The sequence below is a fragment of the Arthrobacter sp. W4I7 genome (assembly GCF_030816215.1).
Taxonomy (GTDB): Bacteria; Actinomycetota; Actinomycetes; order Actinomycetales; family Micrococcaceae; genus Arthrobacter; species Arthrobacter siccitolerans_A.
Genome location: NZ_JAUSXU010000001.1, coordinates 2,187,031 through 2,205,662 on the forward strand (window position 1 = coordinate 2,187,031; position 18,632 = coordinate 2,205,662).

The 18,632-nt window shown below is 67.7% G+C and carries 17 protein-coding genes; 10 read left to right on the forward strand and 7 right to left on the reverse strand.

The features are described 5' to 3' along the window. Positions 1-9 precede the first annotated feature (9 nt). Together QF047_RS10155 and QF047_RS10160 are read right to left on the reverse strand one after the other, a co-directional pair. Positions 10-591, reverse strand: a complete 582-nt coding sequence (locus QF047_RS10155; protein WP_307276325.1) for a hypothetical protein — start codon at positions 589-591, stop codon at positions 10-12. After that, the gene (locus QF047_RS10160) at positions 581-958 is read right to left on the reverse strand and encodes a hypothetical protein (RefSeq protein WP_307276328.1); all 378 of its coding nucleotides are present in this window, start codon (positions 956-958) and stop codon (positions 581-583) included. The genes QF047_RS10155 and QF047_RS10160 overlap by 11 nt, the downstream gene beginning before the upstream one ends. 264 nt (positions 959-1,222) lie before the next feature. Here QF047_RS10160 and QF047_RS10165 point away from each other — a divergent pair, with 264 nt between their 5' ends. Beyond that, entirely contained in the window at positions 1,223-1,636 is a 414-nt protein-coding gene (locus tag QF047_RS10165; protein WP_306633252.1) for a CBS domain-containing protein, read from the forward strand. Positions 1,637-1,799: 163 nt separating this feature from the next. Here the strand turns inward: QF047_RS10165 and QF047_RS10170 are convergent, their stop codons facing one another. Then, a complete protein-coding gene (locus QF047_RS10170) occupies positions 1,800-2,315 on the reverse strand; it encodes a flavin reductase family protein (protein ID WP_307276332.1) in 516 nt (171 codons plus the stop codon). Between the two features lie 353 nt (positions 2,316-2,668). Between QF047_RS10170 and QF047_RS10175 the strand changes: the two genes are divergently transcribed. The 6 genes from QF047_RS10175 to QF047_RS10200 are packed head-to-tail and all read left to right on the forward strand — an operon-like array spanning position 2,669 to position 10,540. Further along, positions 2,669-4,087 (forward strand): FAD-binding oxidoreductase, encoded by a 1,419-nt coding sequence (locus tag QF047_RS10175; protein WP_307276335.1) that lies wholly within the window; start codon positions 2,669-2,671, stop codon positions 4,085-4,087. Positions 4,088-4,125: 38 nt separating this feature from the next. Then, positions 4,126-5,769, forward strand: coding sequence for an ABC transporter substrate-binding protein (locus QF047_RS10180; protein WP_307276336.1), 1,644 nt, complete (start codon positions 4,126-4,128; stop codon positions 5,767-5,769). A 46-nt stretch (positions 5,770-5,815) separates the two neighbouring features. Beyond that, on the forward strand, positions 5,816-6,778 hold the full coding sequence (locus QF047_RS10185) for an ABC transporter permease (protein WP_307276339.1): 963 nt from the start codon (positions 5,816-5,818) through the stop codon (positions 6,776-6,778). Then, the gene (locus QF047_RS10190; RefSeq protein ID WP_307276342.1) at positions 6,775-7,626 is read left to right on the forward strand and encodes an ABC transporter permease; all 852 of its coding nucleotides are present in this window, start codon (positions 6,775-6,777) and stop codon (positions 7,624-7,626) included. Before QF047_RS10185 ends, QF047_RS10190 begins: the two co-directional genes overlap by 4 nt. Beyond that, positions 7,623-9,332 (forward strand): ABC transporter ATP-binding protein, encoded by a 1,710-nt coding sequence (locus tag QF047_RS10195; protein WP_307276345.1) that lies wholly within the window; start codon positions 7,623-7,625, stop codon positions 9,330-9,332. Before QF047_RS10190 ends, QF047_RS10195 begins: the two co-directional genes overlap by 4 nt. After that, a complete protein-coding gene (locus QF047_RS10200) occupies positions 9,329-10,540 on the forward strand; it encodes a PLP-dependent aminotransferase family protein (protein WP_307276347.1) in 1,212 nt (403 codons plus the stop codon). The genes QF047_RS10195 and QF047_RS10200 overlap by 4 nt, the downstream gene beginning before the upstream one ends. Positions 10,541-10,573: 33 nt before the next feature. Here the strand turns inward: QF047_RS10200 and QF047_RS10205 are convergent, their stop codons facing one another. The 4 genes from QF047_RS10205 to QF047_RS10220 form a co-directional block, all read right to left on the reverse strand. Beyond that, on the reverse strand, positions 10,574-12,739 hold the full coding sequence (locus QF047_RS10205; protein ID WP_307276350.1) for an elongation factor G-like protein EF-G2: 2,166 nt from the start codon (positions 12,737-12,739) through the stop codon (positions 10,574-10,576). A gap of 47 nt (positions 12,740-12,786) precedes the next feature. After that, a complete protein-coding gene (locus QF047_RS10210) occupies positions 12,787-13,212 on the reverse strand; it encodes a ChaB family protein (RefSeq protein WP_307276353.1) in 426 nt (141 codons plus the stop codon). A 124-nt stretch (positions 13,213-13,336) separates the two neighbouring features. Continuing rightward, on the reverse strand, positions 13,337-13,543 hold the full coding sequence (locus QF047_RS10215) for a hypothetical protein (RefSeq protein ID WP_307276355.1): 207 nt from the start codon (positions 13,541-13,543) through the stop codon (positions 13,337-13,339). A gap of 156 nt (positions 13,544-13,699) precedes the next feature. Further along, positions 13,700-14,644: a 5'-3' exonuclease gene (locus QF047_RS10220; RefSeq protein WP_307276358.1), complete on the reverse strand. Its 945-nt coding sequence runs from the start codon at positions 14,642-14,644 to the stop codon at positions 13,700-13,702. A 103-nt stretch (positions 14,645-14,747) separates the two neighbouring features. On the opposite strand from QF047_RS10220, the gene QF047_RS10225 reads away from it, so the two are divergent. The 3 genes from QF047_RS10225 to QF047_RS10235 are packed head-to-tail and all read left to right on the forward strand — an operon-like array spanning position 14,748 to position 18,621. After that, positions 14,748-16,046 carry an SWIM zinc finger family protein gene (locus QF047_RS10225; RefSeq protein WP_307276360.1) on the forward strand — a complete coding sequence of 433 codons (1,299 nt, stop codon included), beginning with the start codon at positions 14,748-14,750 and terminating at the stop codon, positions 16,044-16,046. Further along, positions 16,043-17,518, forward strand: a complete 1,476-nt coding sequence (locus tag QF047_RS10230; RefSeq protein WP_307276362.1) for a DUF5691 domain-containing protein — start codon at positions 16,043-16,045, stop codon at positions 17,516-17,518. Before QF047_RS10225 ends, QF047_RS10230 begins: the two co-directional genes overlap by 4 nt. Continuing rightward, positions 17,515-18,621 (forward strand): AAA family ATPase, encoded by a 1,107-nt coding sequence (locus tag QF047_RS10235; RefSeq protein ID WP_307276365.1) that lies wholly within the window; start codon positions 17,515-17,517, stop codon positions 18,619-18,621. Before QF047_RS10230 ends, QF047_RS10235 begins: the two co-directional genes overlap by 4 nt. Positions 18,622-18,632: the final 11 nt, after the last annotated feature.

The window sequence follows — 18,632 nt, forward strand, 5'->3', positions numbered from 1 at the left end:
GGACTGCAGCTAGGGTTTCGCTTTTCCCTTCGCCTTGCCCTTGGCTTCGTTGGCCGGGTCCGGCGGGACCGGGCCTGGCAAGACCGGTTCCGGCTGGACCACAGACGGGGCCGGGACAACGGTGGACTGTTCAGGTTCGGCCGGGGATGGCTCTTGCGGTTGCGCCGGCGCATCGGGTGTGGATGCATCTGATGCGGTTGCCGCCGGGACGCCGGCTGCCGATACTGCAGCAAGCTGGGTGATGTCTGCCCGCACGTCCGCGACTGCGGCTTCGATTCCCCGGTAGCGGGACAGGGAAATCAAGCCTTGGCTGGCAGCGTCGTCCAGGTCCTTCTCCAGCGCGTCCAGTGCCGCGAGGGCGCCGTCCATCCTGTTTTCTGCTGCCGCCTGGCTGATGTTCAGGACCCTGATCTGCAGGCCCCGAAGCGTCCCCTCCTGGGCATCCGCGGGATGCAGCAGCGGGGAGGCGGCATACAGTGCCAGGCCGACGCAGGCGGAACCTGCCAGGGCCGCTAAAGCGCGCCGGAGCCGGAACCCCTTGCGGCCCGGCCCGCCAGTGCCCCCGGCGGGTGCCAAAGCCTCAGGCGGCATGCCTGCCCCGCAGCGGAACCATTGCCGCAGGCGGTGCCGGCAGTACGGTGACGGAAGCCATGGCTGCCTGCGCCAGTGCTGCCTGGGACACGGCCGCCGGCGCCATTGCGGCCGGACGGGCCGGCAGTACTCGTTCCGCCTGCCCCGGAGCATCAGGGGCGCTGACTGCCGCCCGCCGTGCCACCAGACGCTTGAGCCCGATCCGCAGCAGGATGGCGATCGACTGCCCGAGGCCCAGCCCCAGGAGCACGTGGCCTGCAAGGTACTGGCCCCCGTGGCCGGCAGCACCAAAGGGAGCGCTGAGAGCCGCGGCCGCACCGGCAGCGGCGACCACCAGTGCCGAGACGGCAGCAAAAACGGTTCCCATGGCCCTACTCCTGTCGTGGATTAATCAGCAGGCTTACTAGTATTGATCAGCAAGCTTACTACCTGATCCCGGCGAAGCAAGAACGGATCTCCGGAGGAATGAAGCCCGCCACGCGGTGCCGGCCCGCAGCTCTGGACACAGATAATCAGCAGGCTTAGCATTTTTTCATCGGCTGGTACTCCGGGCCGTCATCGCGAACTGCGTCCCGAAGGCCATCCGACCAGGCCGCAGAGACGGCACCACATCATGGACGAAGGAGCGATCATGGCAACGGCACGGGACATCATGACCGGGGGCGCGGAGTGTGTGGGTGAAAACGAAACCCTGGAAGCGGCCGCTCGGAAGATGAAGGACCTTGACGTCGGCTCACTGCCCATCTGCGGCGAGGACAACCGCCTCAAGGGCATGCTGACGGACCGGGACATCGTGGTTAAGTGCCTGGCGGAGGGCGGAGATCCGCGGACGGCCACGGCCGGCCAATTTGCGGAAGGCAAGCCCGTGACCATCGGGGCCGACGATTCAATCGAAGAGGCCATCAGGACGATGCAGGACCACCAGGTCCGCAGGTTGCCGGTCATTGACGGGCACAATCTGGTGGGCGTCGTCAGCCAGGCCGACATTGCCCGGAACTATCCGGAGGACCGTGTGGGCGAACTCGTTGCATTCATTTCATATTGATGCCGGCATTGCCCAATAAAGTATGCCGGAAAGCCACCATCGGAATAGATATACGTAAAGCAGGTCGCCCTTCGCCGTAACGGCGGGCGGGCAACCTGCTTTTGACTTTAAAGGGGAAAGTGAACGGCCCGGCTGGGGATCCGTACAGCGCCGGGATCCAGTGTCAGCCCGCGGCCTCCAGCAGGCGTCCGGCCGGCGCCAGTTCGGCGTACCGGCCCTTGAAAAACAGCAACGGTTCCGCGTCCTGCCGTGCGCTGAGGTGGCGTACCGCGGCCACCACGATGGTGTGGTCTCCGCCGTCGTACTCCGCCTGCAACTCACAATCGATCCAGGCGAGCGCGTTATCCAGGATCGGGTTTCCCAGTGGTGAGGCCGTGTGGCCCACCCCGGCGAACTTGTCCGCACCCGAGCGGGCGAACTGGCCGGCGAGGTGCTGGTGCTCGGCGGGAAGGATATTGACCGCAAAGGAACCCGCCTCCCGCAGTACCGGCCAGGTGGTGGAGGTCCGCGCCGGGCTGAACGTCACCAGCGCAGGTTCCAGGGAAAGCGATGCGAAGGACTGGCACGTGAAGCCGGCGGGCCCCTCCGGGGCGGAACTGGTGATCACCGTCAGCCCGCTGGCAAAGTTTCCAAAAATATCGCGAAGCCGGCGCGGAGCAAGATCTGATGTGGCTGTCATGGATTGGCCTCTCGTTGGATCGTTACCTCACCAAACCATCACCTCATCCCTTGATTCAACCTTCCGCGAAACGGTCAGACGCGGGCCGCAACGAATTGTCATCCTGCTTCTCTCGGCGTAACCGGAAAAATAATTACGCGTCGCCTAATGTCGCTGTTTTACGAAGCGGGAATTGCAGTTACCCGGAATTTCGAATTATTGATCCACGTGTCCTTCCGATTGGCGGGGCGTTCCCCGGCAGGGCTAATTTCTCTTCAGTGAGTTCCGGTGGCATTACGGCCGGAACACCCATTTTCGACAATTTGGGAATGGCCTGCGCGCCGCAAGTGCAACCCGCGAAGAGAGATACCGGCATGACATCAGTAGAAACCGAAGTACCCCCACGAACCGTCGGCACCTTCGTGCGGGAACTTCGCGAACGCCATCCGGACCTCGAAGTGCTCGCTCCGGGATCCGGGACCACCCGCTACCGCTATGACGCCGCCACCGCCAAGGGGGCGCCGACGGGCGCGGAACTCCCCGGCCCCGCCGTCGTCCTCCCTGTGAACGCCGAACAGGTGCAGGCGACCGTTCGGCTCGCTGCCGGACTTGGTTTGTCAGTGGTGCCCCGCGGCGCGGGGACGGGCCTCTCGGGCGGCGCCACCGCAGGCGAAGACCAGGTGGTGGTGTCCACGGAAAAGATGGCCGCCGTCGTCGAAATCTCCCCGCTGGACGAAGTAGCAGTGGTGGAGCCCGGCCTCATCAACGCTGAACTGAACGCCCGGCTCAAGCCGTACGGCCTCTTCTACGCGCCCGACCCCGCCAGTTACGACATCTCCTCCATCGGCGGCAACATCGCCACCAACGCCGGCGGGCTGCGGTGCGCCAAGTACGGGGTGACCCGCGAATCAATCCTGGCCCTCGACGTCGTGCTGGCGGACGGCAGCCTGGTCACCGTGGGCCACCGCTCCATCAAGGGCGTGACAGGGCTGGACCTGACCTCCCTCTTTGTCGGCTCCGAAGGAATCCTGGGCATCGTAGTCCGGGCCACCGTCCGGCTGCGGCCCATCCCCGTGGCCCGCAAAACGGTCACCGCCTTCTTCGACAGCACCGCCGAAGGCGCTGCAGGCCTTGCGGCCATCACGCTCTCCCCCGTCCGCCCGGCCGCGATCGAGTTCTTCGACACCCCCAGCCTGGCCAACATCGACCAGCATTCGGGCTCGGAACTCCGCGGCCGGGGTGCGGCGCTGATCCTCATTGAGCTGGACGGTTACGGCATCGAAGAGCAGGCAGCGGACCTCGCGGCGGCCCTTACGGCACGCGGCGGGCGCGTCACCGCGGAAACGGACGACGACGGGATCCGCCTTTGGGAGCTGCGGCGCAACGGCCGGGGCCTGCCGGAAGGCCAGTGGTACATCGGTGAGGACATCGCCGTCCCCAAATCACAGCTGCCCAAGGTCTACGAGGCATTCCCCGCACTGGAGGCCCGCTTCGGCGTCACCATCTCAGCGGTCTCCCACGCCGGCGACGGCAACCTCCACCCGCTGATCACCAAGGACATCAGGCCCGGCGACGATCCGGCACAGCCGCCCGCCGCCCTGGCAGACGCCGCCACGGAGCTGGTGCGCGTGGCACTCGCCCTCGGCGGCACCGTCACCGGCGAACACGGGGTGGGGACCATCAAGCAGGAATGGGCCGCCCTGGAACTGTCCGGCCGGATCAGGCAGGCACAGCACGCCATCAAAGCTTCCCTCGATCCCCACGGCCTGCTCAATCCCGGCAAAGCCATCTAAGTCCACACCACCCTTCATCTTTCTCCAGGAGCATTTCGATGTACTCATCACCCTTCGGACGCCGGGTATTCCTCGCCGGCGTCAGCGCCTTCACCGTCTCCGCACTTACAGCGTGCGGGGCAGGCGTCCAGACCACCGGTTCGTCCGACGCCGGCACGCCCGTTGACGGCGGAAACATCACCTTCCTGATCCAGGGCTATGACACCGGCTGGGTCTCGAGCAAAACCTCCATTTCCAGCTACGAGGGAAATCTGTGGGGCCAGCTCACGGACAAGCTTGTCTACGTGGACGAAAAGGGCCAGCTGAGCCCGTGGGTGGCCGAAAGCTGGGAGGAACTCAACGGGGCCAAGGACTTCGTCCTCCACCTGAAGGCCGGTGTGAGTTTCTCCGACGGGACTCCCCTGGACGCAGCCGCCGTCGTGGCCAACCTGAACGCCTGGGCCAAGGGTGACCCGGAGCGCGGCATCAGCAAGGTGGGCCTGTTCCCGTCCAGCAACTTCGTCAGCGCCGAAGCAAGCGACGCGAGCACCGTCCGGGTGTCGTTCTCCTCCCCCGCCCTGGGCTTCATCGCCACGCTGGCCTACCACGGATGCATCCTGCTCTCCCCCAAAACCCTCGCTCTCCCCGTGGACGCCCAGGCAGACCTGGCCCAGGAAATTGGCAGCGGCCCGTTTGTGCTCAAGTCCTGGAAACAGGGTGACAGCTACGTGCTGGAGAAGCGCAGGGACTACAACTGGGGGCCATCGGCGCTCGGCCACACCGGCCCGGCCCGCCTGGACACCATCACCTACAAGGTCATCAAGGACACTTCCGTGCGCACCTCCACGGTGGCCTCCGGCCAGGCCGAGGTGGCGTTCAACGTTGAGCCGCAGGAAATCGAATCCCTGAAGGCGCAGGGCTTCACGGTCGGAACGCCGAAGTACCTGGGATTCGTGGACGGATTCCAGGTCAACACCCAGGCCTTCCCCACCAATGAAATCAACGTCCGCCAGGCCATCCAGCACGGCATCGACCGCGAGGAAATCCGCAACACTGTCTATACCCCCGACTGGGATGCCGCCACCACCTTCATCCAGGGCAATGTCCCGGAAGCCGGTGACTACAGCAGCTCCTTCAAATACGATCCCGAGCTCGCCGGGAAGCTTCTTGACGATGCCGGCTGGAAGCCCGGACCGGACGGTTACCGGGTGAAGGACGGGAAAACCCTGGAGTTCCCCCTGACTCCCAACCCGTACGTTCCCTCCACCAAGGCAGAGGACGAGCTGATCGCCCAGCAGCTGCAGCGCATCGGCATCAAGGTGAACCTCAAGGTGGTGGACGTGGCCGGCTACGCGGCTATCCAGGCCAGCCGCCCGCCGCTGTTCCAGACCTCCCGGAGTTTTGTTGACGTGGGCACCGTTGCCGGGGTCCTCACCAGCCAGAACAACGGCGAAAACTGGTTCAACCTGGGCACCAACGACCAGAAGCTGAACGGCCTCTCCACCGCCATTGCCAGCGCCTCTGACCGCCCCGCCCGGGGGAAGGTGGCGGGCGAGCTGCAGCAGCACGTCCTCAAGCAGGGCTACTTTATCCCGCTGAACCAGCTCGTCCAGCGCCTGTACCTCATTTCACCCAAGATCAAGGACGTCCAGTACAACGGCCTGGCCTACGCCAACTTCTACACCGCCTGGATCGCCAAGTGACGCCCGCGGCAACCAGGCGGGGCACTTTCGCCGGAGCGGGGCAGCAATGGCAGCCGTGACCCGCGGATACCGCCGCTTCGCCCTCACCCGCGCAGGCCAGGCAGCCGCCGTCGTCCTGCTCGCCTACGTCCTGGCGTTCCTGGTGATCAGCGTCCTGCCGGGTGACTCCGTCACCAACACCCTCCGGGACCCGCAGTCCGGACTCAGCGAGGCCGACATCCAGCGGATTGTTGCCTACTACGGCCTGGACCAACCGGTGCTGGTGCAGCTCGCCCTGTCCCTGGGCCGGTTCCTGACCGGGCAGCTGGGCTTCTCGCTGCAGTCCAACCTTCCCGTAGCGCAGCTGGTGGGCGACGCCCTGCCGTCAACGCTCACCCTGGCCTCCACCGCCCTGGTCATCGCCCTGGTTTTTGCAGTAGCCATCGCCTACGGGGCCCACTATGCGCCGGCGAAGGCTGCCGGCGTCCTCCGCTCCATCCCGTCGCTGTTCCTGTCCGTTCCCAACTTCGTCATCGGCCTGGTGCTGATCGAACTGTTCGCCTTCCGCCTGCACTCCTTCACCACCACGGATCCCAACAGCGCCGCCGCCACACTTTTTGCCGCCATCACCCTGGCGGTTCCCGTGTCGGCGCCGCTGGCCGAAGTGCTGATCGCCAGCCTTGACCACGAATCGCGGCAGGAGTATGCGCTGGTGGCCCGTTCCCGGGGCCTGACGGAAGCGGCGCTTTTCGCAAGGCACCTGGTCAAACCTTCCGCGCTGCCGTCAGTGGCAATGATCGCCCTGATCGTGGGAGAACTCCTGGGCGGCTCGGTCATCACCGAGACGATTTTCGGGCGGGACGGAATCGGGACGGTGGTCCAGAAGGCGGTCACGGGTGAGGACCAGCCGGTCCTGCAGGCCGTCGTCTCCCTGTCCGCAGTGGTTTTCGTGGCGGTCAACCTGGCCGCCGACCTATTGACACCTTTGCTGGATCCCCGGGTCCGCATCAGAGAGGCGGTGGACGCATGAGCGCCAGCCTGGCCTTCGCCCGCCTCCGCAGTGCCGGCGCAGCAAAACTCCGTACCCGTTCAGCAATTCCGCCAACCGTCGTGCTGTCATTGCTGGTCCTTGTCCTGGTGGTGGCATGGTCGCTGCTGCCCGGCGTCTTCACCTCCTACAGCCCGGTCACGGGCGCCACGGCCAGCAAGCTCGCGGCGCCGTCACCGGCGCACTGGTTCGGCACGGACTACCTGGGCCGCGACCAGTACGCCCGGGTGGTGTACGGGACGGCGTCCTCCGTCACCAGTGCACTGGTGGCCGTCCTGATCGGCCTGGTGGTGGGAAGTGCCATCGGATTGGCCAGCGGCTTCCGCAGCGGCTGGGTGGACACCACGCTGGGCCGCTTCGTCGACGTCCTGCTCGCCATCCCCGGGTTCCTCCTCGCAGTGGTCATCGTCAGCTCGCTGGGCTTCCAGACCATCAATGCCGCCATCGCCACCGGCGTCTCCGCCGTCGCGGTTTTTGCCCGCCTGATGCGCGCGGAAGTGATCCGGGTCCGCCGGGCGGCATTTGTTGAGGCGTCCTACCTCTCCGGCGGCAACCGGCTCCAGGCGCTGCTGGCTCACGTCCTGCCCAACGCCTACCGCTCAGTGCTGGTGCTGGCGGTCCTGCAGTTCGGCACGTCCATCCTGGTGATCGCCTCCCTGGCATTCCTCGGCTACGGGGATCCCCCGCCGGCGTCGGACTGGGGCCTCCTGGTGGCGTCCGGCAAGACCTACCCCACGGCGCCCTGGCTGGTCTACGCGCCGGCCCTGGTCATTGTGGTCACGGTGCTGTCCGTCAACCGGATCAGCCGCTGGCTGAGGAATACCAAATGAGTCCCGTGAAGCTGAGCGCAAAGGACAGTCCATTGCCCGCCATCAAAAACAACACGCTGCTGAAAGTGGAAGGCCTGACCGTTGCCTACGGAGCGGACGAGGTGGTCCACAATGTCGGCTTTTCGCTCAACAGGGGTGAAAGCCTTGCGCTGATCGGCGAGTCCGGGTCGGGAAAATCCACTATCGCCAAAGCCGTGCTGCGGCTGCTGCCGCAGGGCGGGGCGCGGGTGGCCGGGAGTGTCCGGCTGGACGGGGCCGAGGTCCTCAACACGCCGGAACGGCACTTCCGCCCGCTGCGCGGCCGCTCCCTCGGATTCATCCCGCAGGATCCCGGCTCTGCCCTGAACCCGGTACGCACCATCGGCGCCCAGGCACAGGAAGCTGCAGCGCTGCTCGGCGGCACGGACCCCGGGAGCAGGCGCCGCAGCATCCTGCAGGTGTTCGAACAGGTGGGCCTGCCGGACCCGGGCCGCGTTTACGACTCGTACCCGCACCAGCTCTCCGGCGGCATGCTGCAGCGCGTCCTGATCGCGCTGACAGTGCTGCCGCGCCCGTCCCTGATCGTGGCCGATGAACCGACGTCGGCCCTCGACGTCACGGTGCAGAAGCTCATCCTGGACATGCTGGGTGACCTGCGGCAGGAACTGGACATCAGCCTCCTGCTGATCACCCATGACCTGGCAATCGCCGCCGAGCGCGCCGATTCGCTCGTGGTTCTCAAAAACGGCACGGTCCAGGAGCAGGGACCTTCCCGCGAGGTGTTCGCCGCTCCGCGCACCGAATATGCGCGGAGCCTCCAGGCGGACGTTCCCGCCTTGAACCCGGACCGGTACCGCAGCCAGCGCGCGGCCGAGCCGGACGGCACCGCTGGCCGGCAAATCCAGATCGCCGTGAAGGGTGTCACCAAACGGTTCCACGCCGGGCACAAGGAGGTCCTCGCCGTCGACAACGTATCCTTCTCGGTTGATCGCGGCCGGACGCACGCCCTGGTGGGTGAGTCCGGATCCGGAAAAACTACGGCGGTCCGGCTCCTCCTCGGCCTCGACCGGGCCGATAGCGGTGCCATCGAAGTGGGCGGCCAGTCCACTGCCGGCCTCAACCGAACAGGCCTCCGCGACGTGCGCCGCCACCTGCAGCTGGTCTACCAGAACCCGTTCACGTCGCTGGACCCCACCTGGCGGGTGGGCAGGATCGTCCGGGAACCGCTGGACCGGTTTGGTGTGGGAGACAAGGCCACCCGCGGCGCCCGGGTCCGTGAAGCGCTGGAGTCAGTGGGTTTGCCGGCGGACGTTGCGGCCCGCCGGCCGGCGCAGCTGTCCGGCGGGCAGCGGCAGCGGGTGGCCATTGCCCGCGCCCTCGTGGTGCGCCCCGACGTCGTGGTCCTGGATGAACCAACCTCAGCGCTGGACGTCAGCGTGCAGGCAGGCATCCTTGAACTCCTTGCCCGGCTCCAGCGCGACCTCGGCCTGACCTATCTGTTCGTCTCGCACGACCTTGCCCTGGTGCGGCAGGTCGCGGACACCGTATCCGTCCTGCGGCAGGGCCAGGTGGTGGAGCAAGGCAGTGTGGACCAGATCTTCACCCGGCCGCAGCACCCCTACACCAGGGCACTCCTGGACGCGATTCCCGGAGCCGGCACCGCCCCCGCGGGGGCGGCCGGATCCGCACCCCTCACGACCTACGAGCCAGCAAAGGCGGCATCATGACCGTAACCTCAACTCCCACCGTGGTCCGCGCGCCGGCCCGCAAACCTGCCCTGATCGCCGGCTTCACGGCGCCCAAGGGATTTGGTGACACCACCCTCCGGGACAGGCGGGGGGACGCGATTGAACTCCTTGGCGGCATCCCGGACCCGGGCGTCCTTCCGGCAACCGAACTGGCTGCTGCCACCGCCCGGGTCCTGGCCCGGCCCGGAGTCCCCGCCCTGCAGTACTCCCGCACTGAAGGGATTTCGCCGCTGCGGGAGTGGATCGCGGCCCGGGAGGGTGTACCGGTGGAGCGGGTCATCATCACGAATGGCGGCTTCCACGGATTGTCGCTGGCCATCCAGACGGTGGTGGAGCGCGGCGACCTGGTGGCCGTGGACAACCCCATCTTCCCCTTGTTCCTGCGCGGGCTTCAGCTGTCCGCCGCCGACATCCTGCCGGTAAGGGTGGGGCCCAGGGGCCTGGATGTTGACGAATTGGCGGACCGCCTCCGGAGCGGGGCAAGGCCCTCCGCGCTCTACACCGTCCCGGACTTCCATAACCCTTCCCAGGGCACGCTCCCCGCGGAGCAACGTGCGGAGCTGGTGCGGCTCGCCGAGCAGTACGGGTTCGTGATCCTCGCAGACAACCCCTACCGTGAGCTGTGGTACACCGGCGGGCCGGAAAGCGTGGACGCCTTCAACTTCTCGGACCACGTCATCCATATCAACACGTTCACCAAGACGCTCGGCCCGGGACTCCGGCTGGGCTGGCTGGTGGTGCCGGAGCCCCTTGCAGGCGACATTGCAGCGCTCCGCAGCAGGCAGGACTCGCACAGCTCCACGCTGGTGCAGGCGGTGGTGGGTGAGATGCTGACCTCGGAACCCGGCCTCTTCGATGCCACGCTCGGACGTGCGCGGGAGCTGTACCGGACCCGGGCGGAGACCCTGGTCGCGGCACTGGAACGGGAAGCCCCGGGAGCGTTTGAGACTACCCTTCCGGGCGGCGGCCTGTTCCTCTGGCCCAAACTGCGGAATGACAGCATCGATCCGGACCAGCTGGCAGCGGATGCGAGCGCCGAAGGAGTGGAGTACCAGCGCGGTTCCTTCTTCCCCTCAGGTCCCGGTACGGATTCCGCGCGGCACCTGCGCCTTGCCTACGGCGACGTGGACGCGGCGCGGCTGGAAGAGGCAGTAAAAAGGCTGGCGAGGGCACTGAAGAAGCAGTAGCCGGTTCCGCGAGCAATCGGCGGGCAATCCGTGTCAACGCCCGGCAGCGGCAAGGTTGCCCGGCACCGGGTCATGCCGGAGGTAGCTGCGGCTGAAAGTACCGGTGCCGGCCGTCAGGGCGCGCAGTTCCACCGCGTATTTCAGGAGTTCCTGGTCCGGGACCTCCGCGGTGATTTCGGTCCGGTCCCCGCCGGATGACGAGGTCCCCGTGAGCCGGCCGCGGCGCCCGGAAAGATCGCTCATCACTGTTCCCACATGCTCGTCCGGAACGCTGAGCACCACTGACGAGACAGGCTCGAGCAGCTGGATACTGCCCCCGGCGGCAGCCTCCCGCAGCGCCAGCGCCCCGGCTGCCTGGAAGGCTGCGTCGGAGGAATCAACACTGTGTGCTTTGCCTCCCACCAGGGTCACACGGAGGTCCACCACGGGAAAGCCGGAAGCAACACCCTTCTGCATCTGCGCCCGGACGCCCTTTTCCACGGACGAAATAAACGTTCCCGGAATCACGCCGCCCACTGTTTTGTCGATGAATTCGAAGCCGGCGCCCCGGGCCAGCGGTTCCACCTCGATGTCGCACACCGCGTACTGGCCGTGGCCGCCGGACTGTTTGACGTGGCGCCCGTGCCCGACGGCGGCAGTTGCGAAGGTTTCCCGCAGCGGTGTCACCACGCCCACGGTGTGCAGCTTCACGCCCTGGTCCCGCAGCCTGTCCAGCACCACTTCCGCGTGCGCCTCCCCCATGCACCAGAGGATCAGCTGGTGGGTTTCAGCGTTCCGCTCCACCCGAAGCGTCGGATCTCCGGCGGCCACCTTGCCCAGGCTGCGGGCAAGGGCATCCTCGTCGCTGTGGGAATCGGCTTCGATGGCGACAGGCATCAGCGGCTCCGGCATCTCCCAGGTGGCCAGCAGCAGCGGCTGGTCTTTCGCGGAGATCGTGTCCCCGGTCTCGGCCGTGCCCAGCTTGGCGACGGCTGCAATGTCACCGGCGATGCAAAAAGGGACGGGGCGAAGGGTGGCTCCCAGCGGCGAGTAGAGGTGGGTGAGCCGTTCGTCGGTGTCATGGTCCTGGTGCCCGCGGTCCGCCAGCCCGTGCCCGCTCACATGGACCGGCGTGTCCCCGCTCAGGGTTCCGGAGAAGACCCGGACTAGGCAGACACGGCCCAGGAAGGCGTCCACCGTGGTGCGGACCACCTCCGCCGCGAGCGGCCCGGCCGGGTCGCAGGCAAGGGACCGGACCGGGGCCCCGGACAGGTCGGTGGCCCCCGGCAGGCTGCGCTCCGGGGGAGAGGGAAACGCCTTGGTCAGGAGCTCCAGCAGTTCGGCGGTTCCCAGCCCGGTCACGGCCGAGGCAGGCACTGCAGGGAAAAATGAACCGCGGGCGACGGCGGTTTCCAGGTCCGGGATGAGGACGTCGGCTGCGATGTCCTCGCCGCCGAGGTAACGGTCCATTAGCGTCTCGTCCTCGCTTTCGGCGATAATTCCCTCGATCAGCTCCGCCCGGGCGGACTCCGCTGCCGCCAGCTCCCCCGCTTCCGCCGCCCGTGCCGGCGGCCCGGAATTCTCCGCCGGATACTCAAAGACCCTCCCGGACAGCAGGCCGAGCAGGCCGGTGACGTTCCCGCCGCCCCGGACCGGGACATACAACGGCAGCACCGTGTCGCCGAACGCTTCGCGGCAGGCGGCCAGGACGCCGTCGTAATCAGCCCGGGGATGGTCCAGCCGGGTGATGACCAGGGCGCGGGGAATTCCCAGGTACTGGCATTCCTGCCAGATGGCGGTGGTGCCGGCGTCCACCCCGTCCACGGCGGAGACGGCGAACAGGACGGCGTCCGCGGCGCGCAGGCCCGCGCGGAGTTCGCCGATGAAGTCCGGATAGCCGGGCGTATCCAGGAGGTTGATCTTCATGCCCGCCACGGGCAGCGGCACCACGGACAACGCCACGGAGCGCTGCTGGTGGATGGCGGCGGGATCGGAATCGCTCACGGTGGTTCCGTCAACCACCGAGCCCTTCCGCGTGATCATCCCGTTGGCCTCAAGCAGCGCCTCGATGAGGGTTGTCTTGCCGGCACCGGAACGGCCAACGAGCGCCACATTCCGGACCAGGGCAGGATCGGTGGGCGTGATGCCGGCGGAGCCGCTGCCCTGGCGTCCCTCCGGCCCGCCCCGGCCTGCTGCGTCCTTGGTGCCTTTGACCGACATCCGAACCTCCTGGCGTCTTTGCCTGGTTGTGTTACTGGCCGCTGTTTTTAGCGGCCACGTGCCTTGCGGGTTGCGGCGTCGTTCGCCTTCTGCAGCGCTTTGACGAGTCCTTCCTTGTCCATCGAGGAGCGGCCGCTGATATCCAGTTCCCGGGCCCGCTCCATCAGGTGCTTCTTGGAGGCATTGGCGTCCACGCCGCCGGCCGTGGGCTCAGCCGCGCCAAGACCCTTTTCCGCCCGCTCGTCCGAAGGCCCGCGCTTCTCCTTGGGCTCCCAGTGGTCCCCCACCTTTTCGTAGCTGTGCTTCAAGGAGGCATAGGCGGCGCGGGCGGCACGGCTTTCGTCCTTGTTATAGGACTCCATCGCCGAATCGTAGGTTTTGGCGAAGGTGTCCTGTGCCTTCTGGTCCGAGCGCTGCAGGGTTGAGGGAAGCTCGTCCTTGCGGGCGTGATCGTTCTTTCCCGTTTTTGGCATGGCACTCACCGTACTTTCGTCAGCAAGATCTGGAACACACCCAGCTTAGCCACGCCCGGCTTTGCTTGTCTGCCTGCAGCGGGCGGCGCGAGCCTTTCCGGAACCCTGGATCCGTAACCGTGCATCAATGCGGTTCCGGCCATTGGTCCGGGTCGTAGCCATAAAGCCGTGGAGGGCGGGGAGTTTCCTCCGGCCCGGCAGCCTCTTCCTCCGGCCCCGATGCCGCGGATTCTTCCTGCTGCACGTCCTCGGCATCCCCCGGCTTGGACGGCCGGCGTTTCTTCCGGCCTTCGTCTTTACCGGCGCCGGCCGTGTGCGGGCTATCAGCCATGACCCATTCCAATCCCCCGGTGAAGAGGTCCGGCTGCTTGAACCAATGAAGCCCACCCTAGCCGCAGGGGATGCCTGCTTGGATGTCACTTTTCCTCAAGAAATGGGCAGTTTCCGCAAACTCCGGCCAGGCAGTCCCCGCGCCGGGCGGTGGCCTTCAGGCTGGCGCGGTCCGGTCCAGTGCATCGAGGAGCCGCCGCACAGAGCCGCCCAGGTTCCACTCAGTGGCGAGGCGCTCCAGTTCGGTGCGGGGGTCTCCGGTGACGGGGTGCAGCTGGGCGCCGGCCTCCTCCAGGCTGGGCAGGTCGAGGTCGCGGACAAGGCGTACGACGGCGGGCGCGGCTGTGAGGTAGTCCGCGGCGGCCTCCAGCCTGGCCCGGACAGGTGACGAGAGTCCGCTGCGGGCATCTGCTGCTGCTTCCAGCAGGTTTTCGAGGGTTCCGTACTTCAAGAGCAAAGTGGACGCTGTCTTTTCACCTATTCCCGCCACACCGGGCAGCCCGTCCGAGGCGTCACCGCGGAGCGTGGCGTAATCGGCGTACTGCTGGGGCAACACGCGGTACTTTCCCACCACCACTTCCTCGGTCATCACCTCCAGGTTCCTCATGCCGCGGGCGGTGTAGATGACGCGTACCTGGCGCCCGTCATCGCACACCTGGAAAAGATCCCGGTCCCCTGTCACCACGTCCACAGGGATGCCGGCATGGCTGGCGTAGGTGCCCACAACGTCGTCGGCCTCGTGCTCCGCCGCACCGACGATGGCGATGCCGGCCAGCCCCAGGACCTTTCGGATCATGGGCAGTTGCGCCTCGAGTGCATCCGGCACGACCTCCACGTCAGGAGTGCCGGTGTTCGCCTCGGCCACCCGGTGGGCCTTATAGGTGGGAAGAAGGTCCACCCGCCATTGCGGCCGCCAGTCGTCATCCCAGCAGGCAATCAGGTGCGTGGCCCCGTAGTCGGTGGTAAGCCGGGCGATCATGTCCAGGAGGCCCCGGACCGCGTTGACGGGTGTCCCGTCCGGGCGGCGGATCGAATCGGGCAGGCCGTAGAAGGCACGGAAGTAGAGCGAGGCGGTGTCCAGCAGCATCAGGCGGTCAGGCATACCTGATCCTGACACGGAAGAGGGCGTCCCGGGGCAGGACGGGGCGGCCGCCACGCCGCCGGTCCCCCTTGCGGGTGGGGGAACATCGGGCACAATGTGCTTTATGGGGCGTTGGAGCGAGGACAGGGTGGCCGGCGCCGCGCCCGATGCCGCATCCCTGGCCGCCGCCCGCAAGCTCGCCCGCCCGGGGCCCTGGTCCGGCACCGGCAGCAATGACGTGCTGGTCTGGGGCAAATGCCAGGGCAGCGGAAAGACGCCCTACCAGGTGAGCGTTGACATCGCCGCCCCCGCTTACCGCTGTTCCTGCCCGAGCCGGAAGTTCCCCTGCAAGCACGCGCTTGCCCTCCTGCTGCTGTGGTCACGGGGAGAAGCGGCCGACGGCGGCATGGAAGCTGCCGGATACGCCCAGGAATGGGCCGCCCAGCGGGCGGACCGGGCAACAGAGCGTGAGCGGCGCGAGCCTGAGCAGCCGGCCGATCCGGCGGCGCAGGCCAAAAGGCTGGCCGACCGGCTGGCGCTGATGGACGCCGGCATCAGCGACTTCTCCCGCTGGCTGGCGGACCTGGTGCGGACCGGCATGGCGTCCGCCCGGACGCAGCCATATTCCTGGTGGGACGGGGCGGCTGCCCGCCTGGTGGACGCCCAACTCCCTGGACTGGCAGAACAAGTACGGGCCATGGGCTCGGACATCCACGCCCGCAGCGACTGGACCGATCACCTCCTCCACCGGGCTGGCCGCTGGTGGGCGCTCACCAAAGCCTGGCCCCTGCGGGAGCACCTGACCCCTGAGGAGCTGGCCGACCTCCGCGTCGCCGTTGGCTGGACGGTTCCTGCAGCGGAAGTCCGGGGAACAGAGGCGTTGCCGGGTCCATGGCTGGTGCTTGGCGCCCACCGCACCGACGACGGGCGGCTCCAGCAGCAGCGGACCTGGCTGCGCGGGCCGGACGGAACCGTGGTGCTCCTCCTGGATTTCGCTGCCCGAAGCGAGTCCCTGGCTACGCCCCAACTCGCCGGGTCGGTGCTGGACGCCACAGTGGCCCGGTACCCTGGACCGGCACCTCAGCGGGCGATGTTTGCCGGCACAGTGGGCCCGCGAGGAACGGCTGAAACCCTGGGCCAGGGAAGCACTATTGCCTCGGCACTCGGTGACGAGTCGGCCGCCGTCGCCCTGTCCCCGTGGCGGGAGCGGCACCCGGTGCTGCTCGCCGGGGTGCGCGTCTGCACCGGTGGCTCCGGGTGGCTTCAGGACGAAACCGGCGATGCCCTCCCCCTGGTCGATGCGCCCCTGGACGCCCTGCTCGCCCTCACCGGCGGCCATCCCGTCGACCTTTTCGGCGAGCTGGAGGAGGGCCGCGTGCGCCCGCTGTCCGTCGTCGTGAATGGTGCAGTGGTGACGCCATGACCTGGCCGGAGGAGCTTCGGGCCGCCGCCCTGGTGGGGACCGCCCGGCATCCGGCGCCTTCCCCGCCCGCCGAGCTGGGCGTCCGCCCGCCTGAAGGGCTGCCGGCCGAGGAATTACTCCTGGACCAGGCCGCGCTCGCCGACGCCGTCACCCGCGCCGCCCGGATTCCCCACCGCCTTGATCCCACCACGCTGGCCGCGCCCGCGCCACCGGACGATTGCCCCCAGGCAACCGGCGAGGCCGTCCGGCTGCTGGACCTCCTGCTCACCCAGCCGCCGGTCGGCGCGGAACTGCGCACCCAACTGGTGGCGGACTGGCTGCAGTGCGCCACCGCTTCAGGGTTGCGGGTTCCGCACCGGCTCCTCCCTCCACTCCTTACACTGGCGGATTCCAAACCATCGGTGGCGCAACACCTGCACCCGGCCATCGGAGCGCGGGGCCGCTGGCTTCAACGCCTGCTCGCGGAAAACCCAGGGGGCAACGATCTACCGGGCGGACACGTGCAAGCTCCGGCAGCGGATGACTGGACAGAACTGGCCGGCACTGACGCCACCACGGAACTGGAACGGCTCCGCGGCACCGATCCGGCAGCAGCCCGCTGGCAGCTCGGCCAGCACTGGGAGGGCCTGGCCGCCCGGGAGCTTGCAGCCCACCTTGCTGCGTTTGCCACAAACCTGGGTTCCGCCGACGAGGAACTGCTGGAGCGTGCCCTGGACAGCAAAGCCAAAAGCGTCCGGGACACTGCCGCCGGCCTGCTCGACCGGCTGCCGGACAGCGCCCGCGCTGCCCGGATGGCCGCCCGGCTCCGCCCTCTGCTCCGGCCTGGCGGCGTGCTGCGCAAACACATCGACGTCGGGCTCCCCCCGGAACCTGACGCCGCCGCGCTGCGGGATGGGATTCCCGCGGATCCCCGCAGCGGCGAACCCGACCGGCTGGCCCGGCTTGATGCCATCATCCGCGGCGCCCCGCTCGATGTCTGGACAGCTGTTGCCGGCCGCAGCCCGGCGTCGGTCCTTGCGCTGCTCATAGGCGAAACCCGTGTGCTGGAGGCCATTGCATTCACTGCTGCCCTCCGGGCCGACCTTGAGTGGGTACGGGCGCTGCTCGATGACCGCCTGGACCTGCGCCTGCTTGCTTGCCTGCCCCCGGCTGAACGCGAGGAAAGGCTGCTGCGGCATCTCCGAAGCGGCGCGGCGCAGCCCTTCGCGCTGGTTGAACCGCTCCGCAGCCTTCCCCGCCCGTGGGGACCGCCGCTGGCTGCGGCAGTGCTGGAGCAGGTCGCCGCCAAAAACGGCGGCCAGCTGGCGGTCATGCTGGCCGGCATCCTTCCCCCGGCGCTTCCGCCCGAAGCGGCCGGGCAATGCCGGCAGCTGCTGGAGCGCTCCGACGACGACGCCGGCCGGCGCCGCGTGCTCCGCGACGCCGTGCAATACCAATCGTTCCGACAATCCCTGACGGAGGCCTTCCAATGACCGATGCCCAGCCCACCCAGGGTGTTCTGCGCGCCCACGCCGAAAACGCCTACGCCGGGGAGCTCACAGCCCTCGCCGCCGCGGACGACCGGCCCCGGCCGCCCAGCTGGCGGCTGTCCCCCTGGGCCGTCACCACCTACATCCTCGGCGGCACCCTGCCCAACGGCGTCCGCATCACGCCCAAGTACCTGGGGTCGGAACGGCTCGTGGAAATCGCCGTGGCATCACTGGCCACGGACCGGGCGCTGCTGCTGCTCGGCGTACCCGGGACGGCCAAGACCTGGCTCGGCGAACACCTTGCGGCGGCCATCTCGGGAACCTCCACCCTGGTGGTGCAGGGCACCGCCGGCACTCCGGAAGAGGCACTGCGCTATGGCTGGAACTATGCCCGCTTGCTCGCCGACGGACCGTCCCGCGCCGCCCTCGTTCCCGGGCCGGTCATGCGGGCCATGGAGTCCGGGAGCCTGGTGCGGGTGGAGGAACTCACCAGGATCCCCTCCGATGTGCAGGACTCCCTCATCACGATCCTGAGCGAAAAGAGCCTGCCCATTCCGGAACTCAACGAAGAGGTCCAGGCACGCAAGGGGTTCAACATCATCGCCACGGCCAACAACCGGGACAAAGGCGTCAACGACCTCTCCTCAGCACTCCGCCGCCGGTTCAACACCGTGGTGCTCCCACTCCCGGACAGCATGGAACAGGAGGTGGAGATCGTCACCACCCGCGTCCGCAGCCTTGGCGAGGCCCTTGAACTGCCGGCGGACCTGGCCGCACTCTCCGAGGTCCGCCGGGTGGTGACAGTAATGCGCGAGCTCCGGGCCGGCGTGACACAGGACCAGCGGACCACCATCAAATCGCCCTCCGCCACGCTGTCCACCGCGGAAGCCATCTCGGTGATGACCAACGGCCTCTCCCTGGCTGCCCACTTCGGGGACGGAACCGTCCGCGCACAGGACGTGGCCGCCAGCCTGGTGGGGGCAGTGGTCAAGGATCCCGTGCAGGACCGGGTGATCTGGCAGGAATACCTGGAAACCGTGGTGCGGAACCGGCCGGAGTGGAAGGACCTTTACCGGGCCTGCCGCGACCTTGAATCGTCGAACTAGGCCGGGATTCC